This is a genomic window from Streptomyces sp. NBC_01288, assembly GCF_035982055.1.
In the GTDB taxonomy this organism is placed as follows: Bacteria; Actinomycetota; Actinomycetes; order Streptomycetales; family Streptomycetaceae; genus Streptomyces.
In genome coordinates, this window is the sequence record NZ_CP108427.1 from 4227728 (window position 1) to 4242050 (window position 14323).

22 protein-coding genes are annotated in these 14323 nt (G+C 68.2%); 14 read left to right on the forward strand and 8 right to left on the reverse strand.

What is annotated here, in order from left to right:
* Positions 1–10: 10 nt before the first annotated feature.
* The 6 genes from rpsG to OG194_RS18485 all read right to left on the reverse strand — a co-directional run bounded on the left by rpsG (position 11) and on the right by OG194_RS18485 (position 3092).
* Positions 11–481, reverse strand: a complete 471-nt coding sequence (gene rpsG / locus OG194_RS18460; RefSeq protein WP_005481264.1) for a 30S ribosomal protein S7 — start codon at positions 479–481, stop codon at positions 11–13.
* A 3-nt stretch (positions 482–484) separates the two neighbouring features.
* Complete coding sequence (rpsL, locus tag OG194_RS18465) at positions 485–856, reverse strand: 30S ribosomal protein S12 (protein WP_003948652.1); 372 nt, start codon at positions 854–856, stop codon at positions 485–487.
* A gap of 331 nt (positions 857–1187) precedes the next feature.
* A complete protein-coding gene (locus OG194_RS18470) occupies positions 1188–1742 on the reverse strand; it encodes a DUF1707 and DUF4190 domain-containing protein (RefSeq protein WP_327401931.1) in 555 nt (184 codons plus the stop codon).
* Between the two features lie 156 nt (positions 1743–1898).
* Positions 1899–2099: a hypothetical protein gene (locus OG194_RS18475; RefSeq protein WP_327401932.1), complete on the reverse strand. Its 201-nt coding sequence runs from the start codon at positions 2097–2099 to the stop codon at positions 1899–1901.
* A complete protein-coding gene (locus OG194_RS18480) occupies positions 2096–2776 on the reverse strand; it encodes a hypothetical protein (RefSeq protein ID WP_327407125.1) in 681 nt (226 codons plus the stop codon). Before OG194_RS18480 ends, OG194_RS18475 begins: the two co-directional genes overlap by 4 nt.
* A 1-nt stretch (position 2777) precedes the next feature.
* A complete protein-coding gene (locus OG194_RS18485; RefSeq protein WP_327401933.1) occupies positions 2778–3092 on the reverse strand; it encodes a WhiB family transcriptional regulator in 315 nt (104 codons plus the stop codon).
* A 276-nt stretch (positions 3093–3368) separates the two neighbouring features.
* Here OG194_RS18485 and OG194_RS18490 point away from each other — a divergent pair, with 276 nt between their 5' ends.
* The 5 genes from OG194_RS18490 (at position 3369) to OG194_RS18510 (ending at position 6079) form a co-directional block, all read left to right on the forward strand.
* Positions 3369–3836: a helix-turn-helix domain-containing protein gene (locus OG194_RS18490; protein WP_327401934.1), complete on the forward strand. Its 468-nt coding sequence runs from the start codon at positions 3369–3371 to the stop codon at positions 3834–3836.
* A gap of 298 nt (positions 3837–4134) precedes the next feature.
* Positions 4135–4548, forward strand: a complete 414-nt coding sequence (locus OG194_RS18495) for a hypothetical protein (RefSeq protein ID WP_327401935.1) — start codon at positions 4135–4137, stop codon at positions 4546–4548.
* 132 nt (positions 4549–4680) lie between these two features.
* A complete protein-coding gene (locus tag OG194_RS18500; RefSeq protein WP_327401936.1) occupies positions 4681–5280 on the forward strand; it encodes a phage tail tube protein in 600 nt (199 codons plus the stop codon).
* 86 nt (positions 5281–5366) lie between these two features.
* Positions 5367–5657, forward strand: coding sequence for a hypothetical protein (locus OG194_RS18505; RefSeq protein WP_200691634.1), 291 nt, complete (start codon positions 5367–5369; stop codon positions 5655–5657).
* 65 nt (positions 5658–5722) lie between these two features.
* Positions 5723–6079: a hypothetical protein gene (locus OG194_RS18510; protein WP_327407126.1), complete on the forward strand. Its 357-nt coding sequence runs from the start codon at positions 5723–5725 to the stop codon at positions 6077–6079.
* Positions 6080–6082: 3 nt separating this feature from the next.
* Here the strand turns inward: OG194_RS18510 and OG194_RS18515 are convergent, their stop codons facing one another.
* A complete protein-coding gene (locus OG194_RS18515; protein ID WP_327401937.1) occupies positions 6083–6877 on the reverse strand; it encodes a hypothetical protein in 795 nt (264 codons plus the stop codon).
* Between the two features lie 353 nt (positions 6878–7230).
* Between OG194_RS18515 and OG194_RS18520 the strand changes: the two genes are divergently transcribed.
* Both OG194_RS18520 and OG194_RS18525 read left to right on the forward strand, forming a co-directional pair.
* A complete protein-coding gene (locus OG194_RS18520; protein WP_033279999.1) occupies positions 7231–7437 on the forward strand; it encodes a hypothetical protein in 207 nt (68 codons plus the stop codon).
* Between the two features lie 9 nt (positions 7438–7446).
* Positions 7447–7695, forward strand: coding sequence for a hypothetical protein (locus OG194_RS18525; protein ID WP_327401938.1), 249 nt, complete (start codon positions 7447–7449; stop codon positions 7693–7695).
* Positions 7696–7716: 21 nt separating this feature from the next.
* Here OG194_RS18525 and OG194_RS18530 read toward each other — a convergent pair whose 3' ends face one another.
* Entirely contained in the window at positions 7717–8211 is a 495-nt protein-coding gene (locus OG194_RS18530; protein WP_327401939.1) for an ATP-binding protein, read from the reverse strand.
* A gap of 160 nt (positions 8212–8371) precedes the next feature.
* Between OG194_RS18530 and OG194_RS18535 the strand changes: the two genes are divergently transcribed.
* The 7 genes from OG194_RS18535 to OG194_RS18565 all read left to right on the forward strand — a co-directional run bounded on the left by OG194_RS18535 (position 8372) and on the right by OG194_RS18565 (position 14282).
* Positions 8372–9223 carry a helix-turn-helix domain-containing protein gene (locus OG194_RS18535; protein ID WP_327401940.1) on the forward strand — a complete coding sequence of 284 codons (852 nt, stop codon included), beginning with the start codon at positions 8372–8374 and terminating at the stop codon, positions 9221–9223.
* Between the two features lie 11 nt (positions 9224–9234).
* The gene (locus OG194_RS18540; protein WP_327401941.1) at positions 9235–9432 is read left to right on the forward strand and encodes a DUF397 domain-containing protein; all 198 of its coding nucleotides are present in this window, start codon (positions 9235–9237) and stop codon (positions 9430–9432) included.
* A gap of 40 nt (positions 9433–9472) precedes the next feature.
* Positions 9473–9868 carry a hypothetical protein gene (locus OG194_RS18545; protein ID WP_327401942.1) on the forward strand — a complete coding sequence of 132 codons (396 nt, stop codon included), beginning with the start codon at positions 9473–9475 and terminating at the stop codon, positions 9866–9868.
* Positions 9869–9967: 99 nt separating this feature from the next.
* The gene (locus tag OG194_RS18550; protein WP_327401943.1) at positions 9968–10399 is read left to right on the forward strand and encodes a DUF3592 domain-containing protein; all 432 of its coding nucleotides are present in this window, start codon (positions 9968–9970) and stop codon (positions 10397–10399) included.
* A gap of 95 nt (positions 10400–10494) precedes the next feature.
* On the forward strand, positions 10495–11268 hold the full coding sequence (locus OG194_RS18555; RefSeq protein ID WP_327401944.1) for a hypothetical protein: 774 nt from the start codon (positions 10495–10497) through the stop codon (positions 11266–11268).
* Between the two features lie 558 nt (positions 11269–11826).
* Positions 11827–13023, forward strand: coding sequence for a phage tail protein (locus OG194_RS18560; protein ID WP_327401945.1), 1197 nt, complete (start codon positions 11827–11829; stop codon positions 13021–13023).
* A complete protein-coding gene (locus OG194_RS18565) occupies positions 13020–14282 on the forward strand; it encodes a tape-measure protein (RefSeq protein WP_327401946.1) in 1263 nt (420 codons plus the stop codon). The genes OG194_RS18560 and OG194_RS18565 overlap by 4 nt, the downstream gene beginning before the upstream one ends.
* Positions 14283–14323: the final 41 nt, after the last annotated feature.

The following is a 14323-nucleotide window of genomic DNA, read 5'->3' on the forward strand; positions in this document are numbered from 1 at the left end:
TGGGTAGCGACTACCAGCGGTAGTGCGCGAAGGCCTTGTTGGACTCGGCCATCTTGTGGGTGTCCTCGCGCTTCTTGACGGCCGCACCGAGGCCGTTCGAAGCGTCGAGAAGCTCGTTGAGCAGACGCTCGGTCATGGTCTTCTCGCGACGGGCGCGGGAGTAACCGACCAGCCAGCGCAGCGCGAGCGTGTTGGCGCGACCGGGCTTGACCTCGATCGGAACCTGGTACGTCGCACCGCCGACGCGGCGGGACTTGACCTCAAGCGTGGGCTTGATGTTCTCCAGCGCGCGCTTCAGCGTGATGACCGGGTCGTTGCTGGTCTTCTCGCGCAGGCCCTCCATGGCGCCGTACACGATGCGCTCGGCGGTGGAGCGCTTGCCGTTCAGCAGCACCTTGTTGATCAGGGAGGTGACAAGAGGAGAACCGTAGACCGGGTCGATGATGACCGGGCGCTTCGGGGCGGGGCCCTTACGAGGCATTTTCTACTTCTCCTTCTTGGCGCCGTAGCGGCTGCGGGCCTGCTTGCGGTTCTTGACACCCTGGGTGTCAAGCGAACCGCGGATGATCTTGTAGCGAACACCGGGCAGGTCCTTCACACGACCGCCACGCACGAGCACGATGGAGTGCTCCTGCAGGTTGTGTCCCTCACCCGGAATGTAAGCGGTGACTTCGATCCCGCTGGTCAGACGCACACGCGCGACCTTACGCAGGGCCGAATTCGGCTTCTTCGGGGTGGTCGTGAACACACGCGTGCAGACGCCACGACGCTGGGGCGAACCCTCAAGTGCGGGCGTCTTGTTCTTCTCGACCTTGTCCTGCCGGCCCTTCCGGACCAGCTGCTGGATCGTAGGCACTACTTCTCCGGTTTCTGTGTGCCGATGGTGAAGCTAACCTGGAACGTCGCCGACCCACGCGGTCGGGTGTGTCGAATCCCGCAGACTTTCGCCGGTGAGCAAAAGGGGCGCAGATCGCGGTGGCCAGTGTCGGCTCCCTTAGTGCGGTTCAAGGCACGCACGGGAGCCAGGGCACACCCCAGGCACAAGGTAGGAGCGTACCTACCTCATTCGCTGCGGTCAAAACAAATGGGTGCCACCCACGGCTCGACACGGGAGATGCCGAAGCCGCGCCCCGTCCGCGATCTTCGAATCTACGGCTCGGAGCCATCGGTCGGACGGCACGGAACCCTCAGCCCGGCGACGCGACGGCCGCTATCAGACCCAGCAGGATCAGCAGCGCCCAGCCCCCGATGGAGAGCCAGCCGAAGACCAGTCCGGTCAGCGCCATCCCCTCGCCGACCTCGTCGGTCCGCCGTATCTCCGCGCGGGCGGTGTGACCGAGAACCACCGCGGGGATGCCGGTGAGTCCGAGCGTCGGCACGGTCAGCAGGCCGCAGACCAGCGCGCCGACCGCCTTGCCGTTGGTCTGCGACACCGGGGACGGCAGAAACGTCGGCGGCACCGGCCGGAAACCCATCGGCGGCCCCTGGACGACCGGGGTCGCCTGCGGCCCCTGGGGCAGATCGGCGACCAGCAGCATCAACTCGCCCACCGTACGGGCGTCGTAGGCACGGGCGACCCGCTTCTCCAGCTCGTCCTCCCGCAGCCGGCCCTCGGCGAAACCCGCCCGGAGCACGTCCACGGCCCGCTCCCGGTCGGCGGTGGCGGCCAGCATGGAGCCCCCGCCCTGTCCCGGCGACGGCTGGTGCGGCCACTGCCCCTGCCACGGTGTCGGGTACGACACGGAACACCTCCCCCGGCGCCGGAGACCGAATGCCTCCATGATGCTCCAACGCACCGAAAACGGCACCGGTTCCCCACCGATACCGATCGATACCCAAAAAGGCCGGCCACCCCGCCCCCGTAGATCTCCCGTATATAGGGGGCGGGTTGACCGGTGTCAGCGGGTGCGGCGGGCGGTGCGTTCCGCGGCGAACACGTCCTCCAGGCGGAACAGCTGGGCGCGGCCCGCCCTGCCGACCGCCCGGAGCCGGCCGAGCTGGACCCACTTGCGGATGGTGGCGGGCGCGACCCCGGCCTCCCGCGCGGCGAGCGGACCGGGGATCAGGGTCGGCGCTCCGGTCCTCGTCGGTGTCGTCATCGGCTCCACTCCCCCTCGTCCCAGGTGTGCCGGTAGGCCGGGTCGTCGTGGCAGCCGCAGTCGGGCGCCGAACAACGGCAGCCGGGGTTCACACAGAGCACCGCGCCGCGGTCCGGGAAGGCCCGCAGCGACACCGAGTCGCACCAGGGGCAACGGCCCGCCACCCGTACGACGGTCTCGCTGTCCCCCAGGGCGCGGGCGCACCGCCGTGCCATCCGCCGGGTCTCGTCCCGTACATGCGCCGCGAGTACGGCGTCGCCGGCGACCTCGTCGAGCAGCTCCGCGATCCTTCGCAACCGCTCGGGCACGGACGCCCGCCGCACGCGAGGCAGCCCGAGCCGGTCCCGCACGGCCTCCTCCAGTTCTACGACGCCGTCCGTGATGTCCCGGATCGTGTCGGAGATGTGCAGGCGGAGCGGGGCCGCGCTGTGGCCGGGGGCGACCAGTCCGTGCCGCTGCTCCAGGAGGAGGGCCTCCGCACGCTCCGCGCGGAGCCGGTCGGCGAGGTCGGGCGGGGGCGGCGGGGCGGGTGCGCAGTGGGCCGGCGCGGTGCGGCCGGGGGCGAGTTCGACGGCCAGTTCGGGGAACTGCTGGAGCAGCGTGCCGATCCAGAGGGCGGCGTGCGCGGTCGGGTCCGTCCCGGCGGACGCCGGGCTCGGGTCGGGCACCGGGCTCAGGTCAGGCAAGGGAGCCTCCCCGCGAAGCCGGCATGACCGACATGGCCGGGAGAAGGTGCGCGGGGATCTCGACCGGGCGGCCGGAACGGTAGAGGCGGCCGCCGCAGACGCCGTCGAACCAGTTGTCGGCCGGGGCGACGATCCGCTCGCAGTCCCGCCGTACCGTGCAGCGGGCGCAGGCCCGCAGGACGGGGGCCGCCTCCTTGACCTTCTTGGAGAAGACGGCCTTGGGCGGGAGCCCGGCGCAGGCGGCGGCGGTCTGCCAGCCGGCGCGTTTGTCGTGGGGGCGGGGTGGTGAGCACGAGTCGGTGGACATGGGGCCTCCCTATAGGTCGGGGGTGGCACGAGCGTCTGGCACGTGCCGTCCAGGTCGACCAGGTTTACAGATTGCGCGCGCGCTCGCAACGTAAACTTTGGTCACTCGCCTCACAGGAGCGACGACCACCTGTCACGAAACCGGTGATCACACCCCTATCTCCACCGAACCTCCCCTTAATTGGGGCGGTTTTTCTCAGTGCTTGCACGCGAGCACGTAATTCCTTGCGCGCAAGCAAGCTAAACTCGCTGCCATCCAAAGGAAGCGAGCACACAGATGACCAGCCAGGATCTGGACGCGTTCGCCGCGTGGGTCGAGGACCTGATGCGCGAACGCGGCTACGACATCGACAGCCCACGCGGCGGCGGCAAGTCCCGGATAGCGGACGAGGCGGGCGTCCACCGGGCCGCCGTCACCCGCCTGCTGCAGCGCCAGAGCATGCCGGACCTGGAGACCACGCGCAGGCTCGCCCGCGTGCTGGGCGTGCCGGTCCGCGACATGCTCATCCGCTCCGGCCGACTGACCGCGGAGGAACTCGCCGACCCCCACGACTACTTGGCCTCCCCCGCACCCGGCGCCGAGTTCGCCCGCCGCCCCACGCTGGAGGAGGTCGCCGATCTGCTGGGGGTGCCGGCCGACCGGCGGGAGATGTTCGTGCGCGTGGTCGAGCAGTTCCTGCCGAACGACGTGCCGGCGGCGGCGGACATGGCACCTGAGGACGCACGACTGTTGGTGACCGACTGACCGGCTGACCGGCCGGCCGCCGGTCGCCCGTCGGCGATCACTGGTTCGCGACACGAGGGGACTGGTCCCTCCCTCCCCGCACCCAAGCACCTCCCCCAGCCCTACCGCCCCCACTCCCCCACCCCGCTCCACCCCCACCCAAATCCCAGGCGCCTCACGCACCGTCGGTTTTTAGTTGCGTGCGCGCACGCTCGTCTGTCACAGTTGGTGCAGCGGCGGAGCTGCGCCCGCAGGTCGGCCGCTCAGTGCCTCGTCGCGTCCCGCACGCTCTCCCGAAGCTGCCCCGAGGTGACCCGGCATGACCACACCCACTCCACCGAGCGCCTTCCCCGACGTCGAGGCGATGATCGTCGACATCCTGGAGGACGACTCCCGGCTCTCCGGCGCGATCGTCGCCGTACAGGCGCCGTCGGGCTTCGACGGCACGGCCGCCGCCGTGTTCGTCAACCGGCGCGGCGGCGCCTGGGTCGGTGAGCGCCACGTCGACCAGCCGCTGATCGAGCTGGAGGTGTACGGCCCGACCAAGCAGGCCGCGCACGTCCTGGCCAACGACGCCCGCCAGGCCGTACTGGCGATGGCCAACAACAAGTACGGCACCAACCTCGTCACCGAGGTCGAGGAGCAGGACGGCCCGCGCTGGCTGCCCGACTACCTGTACTCCGCGGCCAACCGCTACGTCACGGTGATGAAGGTGTACGTGGACGTCTACTGACCCCTGATCCTCACGGACGCTCCACGCTCCGCGCCCCACAGACCGAAGGCCCCGCCACCCCCCGGCGGGGCCTTCTTCGTACCCGGAGCTCCCGAGTACGACAACACCCCATAAGAACAAGGAGATTCACCCATGGCAGGAACCAACTCCTCCGAGATCCGCATCGCCGGCGTAGGCCGCCTCTACGTCGCCCCGGCCGACACCGCCGTACCGTCGACGTTCTCCTCCGACACCGCCACGGACTGGGCGACCTGGAAGAACCTCGGCTTCACCTCGGGAGACGGTGTCACCTTCAGCAAGAAGGACAAGCTGGAGCCGGTCGACGTGTGGCAGGCCGTCAGCCCGGTGCACTTCGTGTACTCGGACCGCGATCTGACCCTGAAGTTCTCGCTGATGCAGTTCAACGAGGACACGCTGCCGTTCTTCATGGGCGGCGGTGCGGTGGGCGCGGTGACCGGTTCGACGGGCGTCTACAAGTACGACATCGCCGACCGGCCGTTCGCCGATGTGCGCGCTCTCGGGCTGGAGTTCACGGACGTCCGGGCCGGCGACGGCTCGACCGTGACCTACCGCTTCGGCGTCCCGCGCGGCCAGGTCACGGCGGCCGACGACATCAAGCTGGCCCGCAAGTCCGCGGCCCAGCTCGGCATCACCTACACGGCCATGTCCGCCGCCGACGGTTCGCCGCTGGCCAGCTTCGTGATGAAGGACGCCGCGTACGCCGCGTCCTGACCCACCGGGGGGGACAGGCACCCGTGTCTGTCCCCCCCGGGCCCAACTCCCCTCCCTCTGCCGCCTGTTAAGGAGCACTCATCGCCATGGCCCGTTTCGACGTCAACGCAGCCCGCGCCCAGCGGCTCGAAGCCCTCGGCCGCACCTGGTCGTTCGAACTCGACACCGAGAGCTACACCCTCCCCACCGAGCTGACCCGCGCCACCGCCAAGGCGCTGCGCAAGCTCGACGACAACGACGTGGACGGGCTGCTCCGACTCCTCCTGGGCGAGAAGCAGTTCACCCGCTTCGAGCAGCACGAGGTCACGATGCAGGACATCGCCGCCATCCTGGAGGCCTACGGCAAGGAGACCGGGCTCGGCCTGGGGGAAGGCTGAGCCTCGTCGGGTTCGTCGACGAACACGCCGAGGCCCTCGAAGCGGACCTGCTCCGCTATTACGGCATCGATCTGCTCGACTGGCACCGTGACCGGCTCTCCGCGCGCCGACTCACCGTGCTCGTACGGCAGTTGCCACATGACAGCGCCCTCAACCGGGAGCTGCACGGCGAGGCCGCCGACTGGTCGGTGACCGACCATCTGCTGGCCGCCGCCGTGGACCATCTCGCCGCCGCGAACTGGATGTTCGCCTCCGTCAACTCCGAGGAGGGCGACCAGCCGGAGCCACCGGCACCGGTACCGCGCCCTTCCTACGAGCAGCCGGAGACCGGGGACGAGGAGACACCGGGCAGGCAGACCGAGAAGACGCCGGCCGCGGACGCGACGCCGTCGACGGTCCAACTGGCCTGTTTCTTCGGCTGATTGTCAGTCCGCCGACCCCGTCTCCTCGTCCTGGCGCCCGCCGGAGGCCCGTCCCTCCAACTCGTCCGCGAGGGCACGGGCCTTGGCGGAGAGCCGGGGACGTTCCTCGCTCCGGGCGCCGGGCGGGGCGGGCGGGGCGAGCGAGGGTTCGGACGACTCCGTTCTACGTCCCTTGTCGCGCCCGGTGCCGGCGTTCAGCGGAGGCACGCTGGGCCGCCCGTTGCGCCGTACGACCGAACGCCGTTCGGCGGGTGCGGCGCGCTTCTCCCGGACGTCACGGGCGGTGACCAGGATGTCGGGATCGGGATCGGGGTCGAGGTCAGGGTCGGAACCGAGGTCGGGGTCGGGGTTCACCTGGTCCCGCGGCCCATCCGCCACCACCCGCTCCCGCTCCCCGAGCTCTTCTACTCGCGTCAACTCGGGTGGAGGGCTCAGCAGTTGGACGTACGGAAGCTGGATGACGTCACCACCGACGTGATCGCGATCCCGCACCCGGCGCGGCCGGCGTCCGGTGCGGGCGTCCTCCTGGCCCTGGAGGTAGGCGGCGGTGATGCGTTGCTCGTACGCCCGCCGCACGGACGGGAGTTGCTCCTCGACGACGTCGGCCCAGCCCGCGCTGTAGGCGGCCAGTTCACGCCGGTCGAGTTCGGCGCGGGGCAGGATCACCAGGTCGTCGGGCGCGTGGCCGAGCCGTAGGACCAGTTCGGACAGTCGGGCGATGAGATGTGGTAGGTCGGGAGCCTGTTCAAGCCAGTCGATCACATGCGTCTGCCGCGCGTCGCTCGCGTTCCCATCCACCCCGTAGGCCTTGCTCTCGTCCGTGCCCCACCGCGCCCCCCAGCGCGAGAACGGCCGCCCTGTCGGCCACCCACCGTCGTAGACAGGCCCTCAAATGCCTCACAGGGCCCGGTAATTCACCTTTCATTCACCGACGGGAGAACGGCCGGATCCTACTTCACCAACCTGGCACAACTGCCACCGCACCCCGCATCACCGCAGGTCCGGACCGCTGAGCGGGTGGCGGTCTTCGGCAAACACGGAACGGCACCCCGGGATTACTCGTACACTAGTTCGAACAGACGCTTCGGACGCCTCGGGAGCGCCACCTGTACCACCAGCCGAGCGGACAGACAGGAAAGCAGGACGACGACATGGCGACTGGCACGAGCCACTCCCCGCAGCAGCCGATCGACACCTACACCCGCCTCGCCCACCTCCTGCACTCCCCGGCCCCCGACCGCACGGCCCTGCTCGACCGGCTGTACGAGGAGTTGCTCACACGGGAGTCGCGGGCGTACGCGGCGGGGTGGACGGACGCGTTGACGGAGGCGGGGCGGGGGCGGGGCGGGCGGCCGTAGACGGTTGAGGTGACACTTACCGCCGCCTTGCCGTCGAGCATCGACGCGATAGCGATATCGGCACTCTTCGACGTACTGGTGACCGGCATCGTGCAGGACACCCCGATCTGGCTGCTCGCCTCCTGGCTGAGCGGCAAGACGCAGGCCGGCTTCCATGTCGACGGCTTCCTGGCCGCGCTGCTTGGCGGCGTCATCGTCCGGGCAACTGTCCTGTTTCTGCTGGCACTTGGCCCACGACCGGGCGAGCGAACGCCGTAGCCAGTCGGCCGCGACGGGACCTCAGCGGTGAGGTCCGTGAGGTGAACTGTCCGGATCCGCCGATCCGTTGCGGGCGGATCCGGACGCGAGGGCGAAGCTGCACCAGACCTGCTTCTCGTCGAACCCGGTGCGATGCCATCCCCACCGCCGCGCCAACGCCTCGACGAGCCGCAGCCCTCGCCCGCCCTCGCCGAATGGGTCGACATCCAGGGGGAGTTCGGGCACCCGCCCGGGCGCGTGGTCGTTGACCATCACCCGCAGCACCGGCGGAGCGAACTGCCGCCCGGCCCCAAGCGTCAACTCCAGCCCCGCGAGGCCACCTCCGTGCCGCACGGCATTCGTGCACAGTTCGCCCACGGCGAGCTCGACGGAATCGACCAACTCGCCCAGCCCCCAATGCTCTTGGAGCCATACGCGGGTGCGGTGCCGGGCTTCGGCAACGGGGCGGAGGGGGTCGAGGGCGGAGGTGTCCCAACCGACGCGGGTGGGGGTGGTGTTGAAGGGAGGGAGATCCATCGTTCACCTCGCGGGGAGTCGATGAGTGGCTTGCCTCACAAGCTACCGGGAGATCTAAAACGCGTGCTACCTAATTCGCTAAAACGAGTACCGATCTCCAACTGGGTGGACGCCGTGCTCACCGGTCGGCAAACTGTGCGCGCGAGCGAGGAGTTGATCCATGGCACCCCGACAGACCCCCACCATTCGCCAACGGCGCTTCGGGGCCGAGCTGCGCAGACTGCGTGAAGGCGTCGGCATGTCCGCCCCGGTCGCGGGCGAACGGCTCGGCGCCGACCGGACGATGATCTCCAACATCGAGGCCGGCCGATTCGGCATCAGCGAGGACCGCCTCCGCCGTCTCGCGAGCATCTACGAGTGCGACGACACCGAACTGATCGACGCCCTGGCATCGATGACCGGCGGACGTTCGAAGGGCTGGTGGGACGAGTACCGGGGCAAGATCCCGCCGGACTTCCTGGACGTGGCGGAACTCGAACATCACGCCACCGGCCTGCGCACGCTGCAAACCGCCCACATCCCCGGCCTGTTCCAGACCGAGGAGCACGCACGGGCGCTGTTCGACCTCTTCGTCCCGGCACTGCCGCGTCTGGAGGTCGAGTTGAGGATCGCCCAACGCCTGGGGCGCCACGCCGTGATCGCGGACGCCCCGGGTGTTCCCTATGTCGGCCTGGTCCACGAAACGGCGCTGCGCATGCGCACAGGAGGCCGCCGGGTCGCCAAGGCCCAACTCGGTCGGCTACTGGAGGAGAGCGAGCGCCCCAACGTCCGGTTGCTGGTGATCCCGTTCACCGCCGAGGGCTTCCCCATGGCCGGCGACACGTTGATGTACGTCTCCGCCGCCAGCGCCCACCTGGACACAGTGGAGGTGGACTCCCCCATCGGCGCGGTGTTCTTCGACTCACCGACCCAACTGGCCAACTTCCGGCGACGGCTGGACTTGGTCGAACAGGTCGCGTTGAATCCGAACAAGTCGAGAGACCTCATCCTCTCGATCGCCGACGACCTGTAAGAGGTGCCCCCGTGTCCGAGCCGAAGTGGCGCAAGTCCTCGTACTCCGAGGCATCCGCCAACGCCTGCGTCGAGATGGCTGAGGCCGGCCCCCTCATCGCCCTCCGCGACTCGAAGCACCCGGAACTGCCGTGGGCGACAGTGAGCCGGAGGGCGTGGACGGAGTTCTCGGGGGCCCTGGGTTCAGGTCTGCTGCGTACGGAGCCGTAGCGGCGGGCTGGACTCTTGCGTCCGCCAGGAGCAAAGCCCCATGATTCCCGGCATGTACAAGAAAAGACGGGTGCTCGGTACGTGCCTGGGCGTGGCACTCGCCACCCTTCTGCCTGGCGTCAGCCTGACAACTGACGATCCGTCATGGATGCCGATAATGCTGGGCAGTTGCGTCTTCCTCGTCCTGAACCAACTGATCTACACCTATCCGAGCAACATCCGAAACGCTTCCCCGATCCTGTTGCTGCTTCAAGCCGCGATCGGCATCGTTCAGGACACCCTGATCTGGCTGCTCGTCTCCTGGCTCAACTCCGAAATGTACTTGGGCCTCCACGTCGACGGCTTCCTCACGGCCCTGCTGGCCGGCATCGTCGTCCGCGTATCGCTTCTGGTACTTCTGCCCCTCGGCCCACAGCCGACCACATCGACGTCGTAACACTCGCCGCAGGAGACCGGGCATCCCCTGCCCATTGCCGATCATCCATCAACGCCCTTAGAAATCCAGGCTGTTCATCTCGGCTCCTACACTGCCCTTATGGTGACCATATGGGTGTGGGCTCCCGTCTCCCTGATCCTCTTCGGAGTCTCCGCCGCGTGCACGGCATCGGCCTGGGAGATCTACCGACTGCGACGCCACGGCGTCCGGACCACCGCTCAGGTGTCCGGCTTCCGCTCGACGACCGATGCCGACTCCGACCCGCGTCACCGCGTCCTGGTGATCTTCTGCCTGCCCGACGGCACGGAGGTCGAGGCGGAGTCCCTGACGTCCAAGCCTGACGGATCGAACGGCTTCGCCCGGGGTGACTCGATGGACATCGTCTACGACCCCGCGAAGCCGACCCGGATCCACGTCACCCGCTTCGAGGGGCACCGGGTCCGCGGCACAGATGCTGCGGCGTATGCCATCTGCGCCGCGACAGCGGCCCTCTTCGCCGCTCTGGCCCTGGCCCAGGCGTTCACCGGCTGACCTCCGCCTGTCCACCGGGGCCGTAGTAGTGGTTGCCGCCTTGACGATCCGACCGCAACCCACACAACACCCCGACGAGACAACTGCGAGGAAAAGTGAGCAGCAGAAGCGTTGATCAACTGGACAAGGATCTAGGCAAACTCGAAAAGGAATTCCCCGGTGTCCAGAGCACCGTCGCCGATATCCAGAAAAGCCTGGGCTCACTGGCGAAGAGCCCGGACGTGGCATCGCGGCTGACCTCTCTGGAAAAACTGCCCGGGCAGATCTCCGCATTCCGGAGCAGACTCGACACTCTCGACGCGACGGCCGCCAAACTCTCGGAGAAGGTGAAGTGGCTCCGCTGGGTGGCGCTGGGTGCCGCAGGCACCGCAGCACTGTCGACCCTCGGTCTGACCGCGATCAAGATAGACATGCAGATCCTCAAGATCGACCTGACTTTGTGGAAGAAGCTCGACGAGAAGAACGTGAAGTGGGTCGGCAAGCTGCAGAACAACGTCGGCAAGCTGCGTGACTCCATCTTCAGGGAACGTGCCGCGACACAGCGCCAGCAGGAGGATGCGGAGCGGCAGGCCAAAGAGGCCAAGGAACAACTGGAGCGGCAGGCCAAGGAGGCCGAGGAGAAAATACAGCAGACGATCAAAGGTCTGCCGCATCGAGTCGGCGAGAACGAAAAAGCGATCGAGAAGATCAAGGCAGCCCTCAGCACCGCTCGGGAAAAGGCACAAGCTGCCCGGGACGACCGAACCGGACTCACCTCACGTCACAAGGGCGTGGACGCCCAGCAACCGAAGGTCGGCCCGGTGGCGAAGGATGTGCAGAACCTCCGAAAAGCCGTGGACGAACTCGTGGCCTCCTTGGCCGGTATCTGACGCCAGCCGCTCTTGCCGTAGCTGACGTGGACGCACCGGCTGCCCTGGACGCCGGCCCCGGTGTGCTCGGCGCGCCACCGTGAACGTGAGGCTCCCACCGCAGGGCGCGCGCCCACGAGGCCAGCCGCCGAAAACCCCTCTCGTCACCACACCACCGCGTCCATCGCGCACTCGCCCTCGGGCCTCGTCGGCCCCCGGCAGACGCGTGGTTTCCGCACTCGCCCGAATAGCCGCAGCCGGACGCACTGTCCGAACCCCCGCCGAACCCGGAGCAGAGCCGCGCACTCATTTGCGGATGGAATTCCGTCGACTGCCCCACCGCATCGAAGAAGTACCGGACTCTCACGTTGTCCTCCCTCACCCCAGGAAGCCGATCTCAAGGCGGCGTTGGAGGACGAGGGGGCTGCGCCCACGGATACCGACGCCTGGCCCGGCTCCACCGGTTCGACTCACCGCCGCATTGGCCGTCTCGGTCTTCACGAGCGTCTGAACACGGCGGTCGCCGCAGCCGATTCAGGTTCCGGACGACCAGATCAGCTGCACTGAAGGAGATTCACCGTGTCACTTGTTGCCTCGATGAAGAAGGCGACCACGTCCCTGCAGGACTTCAAGGAGAAGGCCTCTGGAGCGTCGGCCGCCTCGAAGGAAATCGGCAGTTCCGGGCAGAAAGGTGCCGCTCAGCTCAAGGCCCTCAAGACCGCCGCCGACGGTTCCGGCAAGGAGTTGAAGGATCTCAGGACCGCGTCGGACCAGGCCGAGAAGTCTCTCGGCAAGGCCGGCAAGACGGGTTCCAGTGCCGGGACCAATCTCGGGAAGTACGAAACCGGGGCGGGCAAGGCGGCCAAGGGCCAGGACAAGATGAACACGTCGATGAAGGGCAACTTCTTCGGCCTGCTCATGCAACTGCTCGCGCCGCTCATCCAGAAGGTCATCGACATGGTGACCAACTCGAAGACCATGCAGAAGGTCCTGAAGCAGGCCTTCGAGGTCATCAAGTCCGTGATCAGCAGCGTCATGAAGGCCATCGAGCCGATCATGAAGAACGCCGGCAAGCTGATCAAGTCGGTGTGGAGCGGTATCAAGACGGCGATCACGAACATCGTCAAGGCCGTCGCCACGGTCATCAGGACCTACGTCAACGTGTGGAAGTCCATCATCACCGGCGTCCTGAAGGCGATCAGCACGGTCGTCTCCAACGTCTGGAAGGGCATCAAGGCCGTCATCTCGCCGGTCGTCAGCTGGGTCAAGTCCGCGATCCCGGACGCCTTCCGGGCCGTGAAGGACCGGCTGTCCAGCATCTGGGGCGGGCTCAAGGGCATCGCCGGTCGCGCCTTCGACGGCATCAAGGGCGCGGTCCGCGACCCGATCAACGCCGTCATCGGTCTCATCAACCGCGCGATCGGCGCCCTCAACGGCATCCACGTCTCCATCCCCGGCTGGGTCCCGATGGTCGGCGGCAAGACCTTCGGTGTCAGCCTGCCGAGGATCCCCGCACTGGCCACCGGCGGTGTCGTCATGCCCCGCTCCGGCGGTGTTCCCGCGCTTCTCGCCGAGGCCGGTGAGGCGGAGGCCGTACTGCCGCTCAGCAAGCTCGACCGGCTGCTCAGGACAGCGGCCTCGCGCGGTCGGGCGTACGCCGGGGTGTCCGGCGCCGACGGCAGCGCGCTGCACATCGAGCACTACTACGCGGCTGAGACCAGCAGCCCGCAGCGCACCGCCGACGCGCTGATGTTCCTGGCGAAGGCGCGCGGATGAGCGGCACGGTCACCGCACTGCGCAATCCGCTCGCCGGTGCCGCCCCCGTCCTGCGCTCCTTCCAGAGCAAGGTGCAGCAGACCCAGGCCGGTGTACGGTCCTTCACCGAGCGCGTCACGGGCGCCGCCGGTGATCTCGACCGCGTCGCCGCCCCCGGCGCCCAGAGCTCCACCGCCGTCCAACAGCTCAAGACGAACGCCGACACCGCCGCCCGTTCCGTCACCAGAACCGGCCAGACCGCCACGGGCGCCGTCCCCGGCATCAAGTCCACGGGCGCCAGGGGCAGATCCGCCGGAAAGTCCCTCGGCAAACTCACCACCGGCCTCGGCGGTGTCTTCGCCATCGTCGGCACCCTTATCGCCGCCTCCGGTGTCCTCGGCGGACTGCTCGACACCTTCGGCACCGCCATGACCATCGGCTCCGGCGTAATGATCATCGTCAACGCCCTCACCCGCGCCAACCCCCTCGGCTTCGTCATCGGCATCCTGCTCCCGCTGGCCGGCTGGCTGCTGGACATCGCCCTGAACTCCGAGACCGGCCAACGCCTGATGGACCAACTGGCCACGCTGATCCTGAAGTACGTCCAGAGCTACCTCACGATCCTCGGCCCGATCCTCAAGCTCATCGCGAGCGCCGTGAACACCTACGTCACCGGCTATCTCACCCTGATCACCACCACCCTCTCCGTCCTCGGCACGGTCATCGGCACCGGCTTCGCCGTCCTCAAGGCGCTGACCACCGGCGACACCCGCGCCCTCAGCGGCAGGATGTCCGCGATCTGGAGCGGGTTCAAGAACGCCGTGAAGCCGGTGCTGAACTGGATCACCAAGGAGATCCCGGCCGGCTTCACCCGGATCAAGACCGCCACCTCCAACACCCTGCGCGCGATGGGGCAGTTCGTCACCACCGGCGCCCAGACCGTCGCCGGGGTGGTGAAGGGCCCGATCGAGGGGCTGGTCGCCTTCGCGAACTGGGTGATCGACGGGCTGAACAAGCTCAGCTTCAGCATCCTCGGCAAGAAGTTCGGCGTGCATCTGAGCAAGATCCCGATGCTCGCGGAGGGCGGGATCGCGGTCCCCGGCGCACGGACCGGCCGCGTGCTGTCCCTCACCGCCCTGGAACGACAGCGCGGCCGGGCGGCCGCCAGAACCGCCCAACCCGCCCAGCGCATCAAGGAGTTCCACGAGAGCAACGGCACCGGCGCTCACGGCACTGCGGCCGACCTCCTCTTCCTGGCCTCCGCCCACGCCCGCGCATGAAGCGACCACAACCGAAGCCGCAGCCACCGACACCCGCCCAC

Excerpts from the sequence above, each read along its gene's own strand:
- OG194_RS18520 (WP_033279999.1), top strand. The coding sequence starts at position 7,231 with ATGGCGACTGGCACGAGCCACTCCCCGCAGCAGCCGATCGACACCTAC.
- OG194_RS18495 (WP_327401935.1), top strand. The coding sequence starts at position 4,135 with ATGACCACACCCACTCCACCGAGCGCCTTCCCCGACGTCGAGGCGATG.
- OG194_RS18535 (WP_327401940.1), top strand. The coding sequence starts at position 8,372 with ATGGCACCCCGACAGACCCCCACCATTCGCCAACGGCGCTTCGGGGCC.
- OG194_RS18545 (WP_327401942.1), top strand. The coding sequence starts at position 9,473 with ATGATTCCCGGCATGTACAAGAAAAGACGGGTGCTCGGTACGTGCCTG.
- OG194_RS18490 (WP_327401934.1), top strand. The coding sequence starts at position 3,369 with ATGACCAGCCAGGATCTGGACGCGTTCGCCGCGTGGGTCGAGGACCTG.
- OG194_RS18565 (WP_327401946.1), top strand. The coding sequence starts at position 13,020 with ATGAGCGGCACGGTCACCGCACTGCGCAATCCGCTCGCCGGTGCCGCC.
- OG194_RS18505 (WP_200691634.1), top strand. The coding sequence starts at position 5,367 with ATGGCCCGTTTCGACGTCAACGCAGCCCGCGCCCAGCGGCTCGAAGCC.
- OG194_RS18530 (WP_327401939.1), bottom strand. The coding sequence starts at position 8,211 with ATGGATCTCCCTCCCTTCAACACCACCCCCACCCGCGTCGGTTGGGAC.
- OG194_RS18550 (WP_327401943.1), top strand. The coding sequence starts at position 9,968 with ATGGTGACCATATGGGTGTGGGCTCCCGTCTCCCTGATCCTCTTCGGA.
- OG194_RS18500 (WP_327401936.1), top strand. The coding sequence starts at position 4,681 with ATGGCAGGAACCAACTCCTCCGAGATCCGCATCGCCGGCGTAGGCCGC.
- OG194_RS18475 (WP_327401932.1), bottom strand. The coding sequence starts at position 2,099 with ATGACGACACCGACGAGGACCGGAGCGCCGACCCTGATCCCCGGTCCG.
- OG194_RS18485 (WP_327401933.1), bottom strand. The coding sequence starts at position 3,092 with ATGTCCACCGACTCGTGCTCACCACCCCGCCCCCACGACAAACGCGCC.
- rpsG (WP_005481264.1), bottom strand. The coding sequence starts at position 481 with ATGCCTCGTAAGGGCCCCGCCCCGAAGCGCCCGGTCATCATCGACCCG.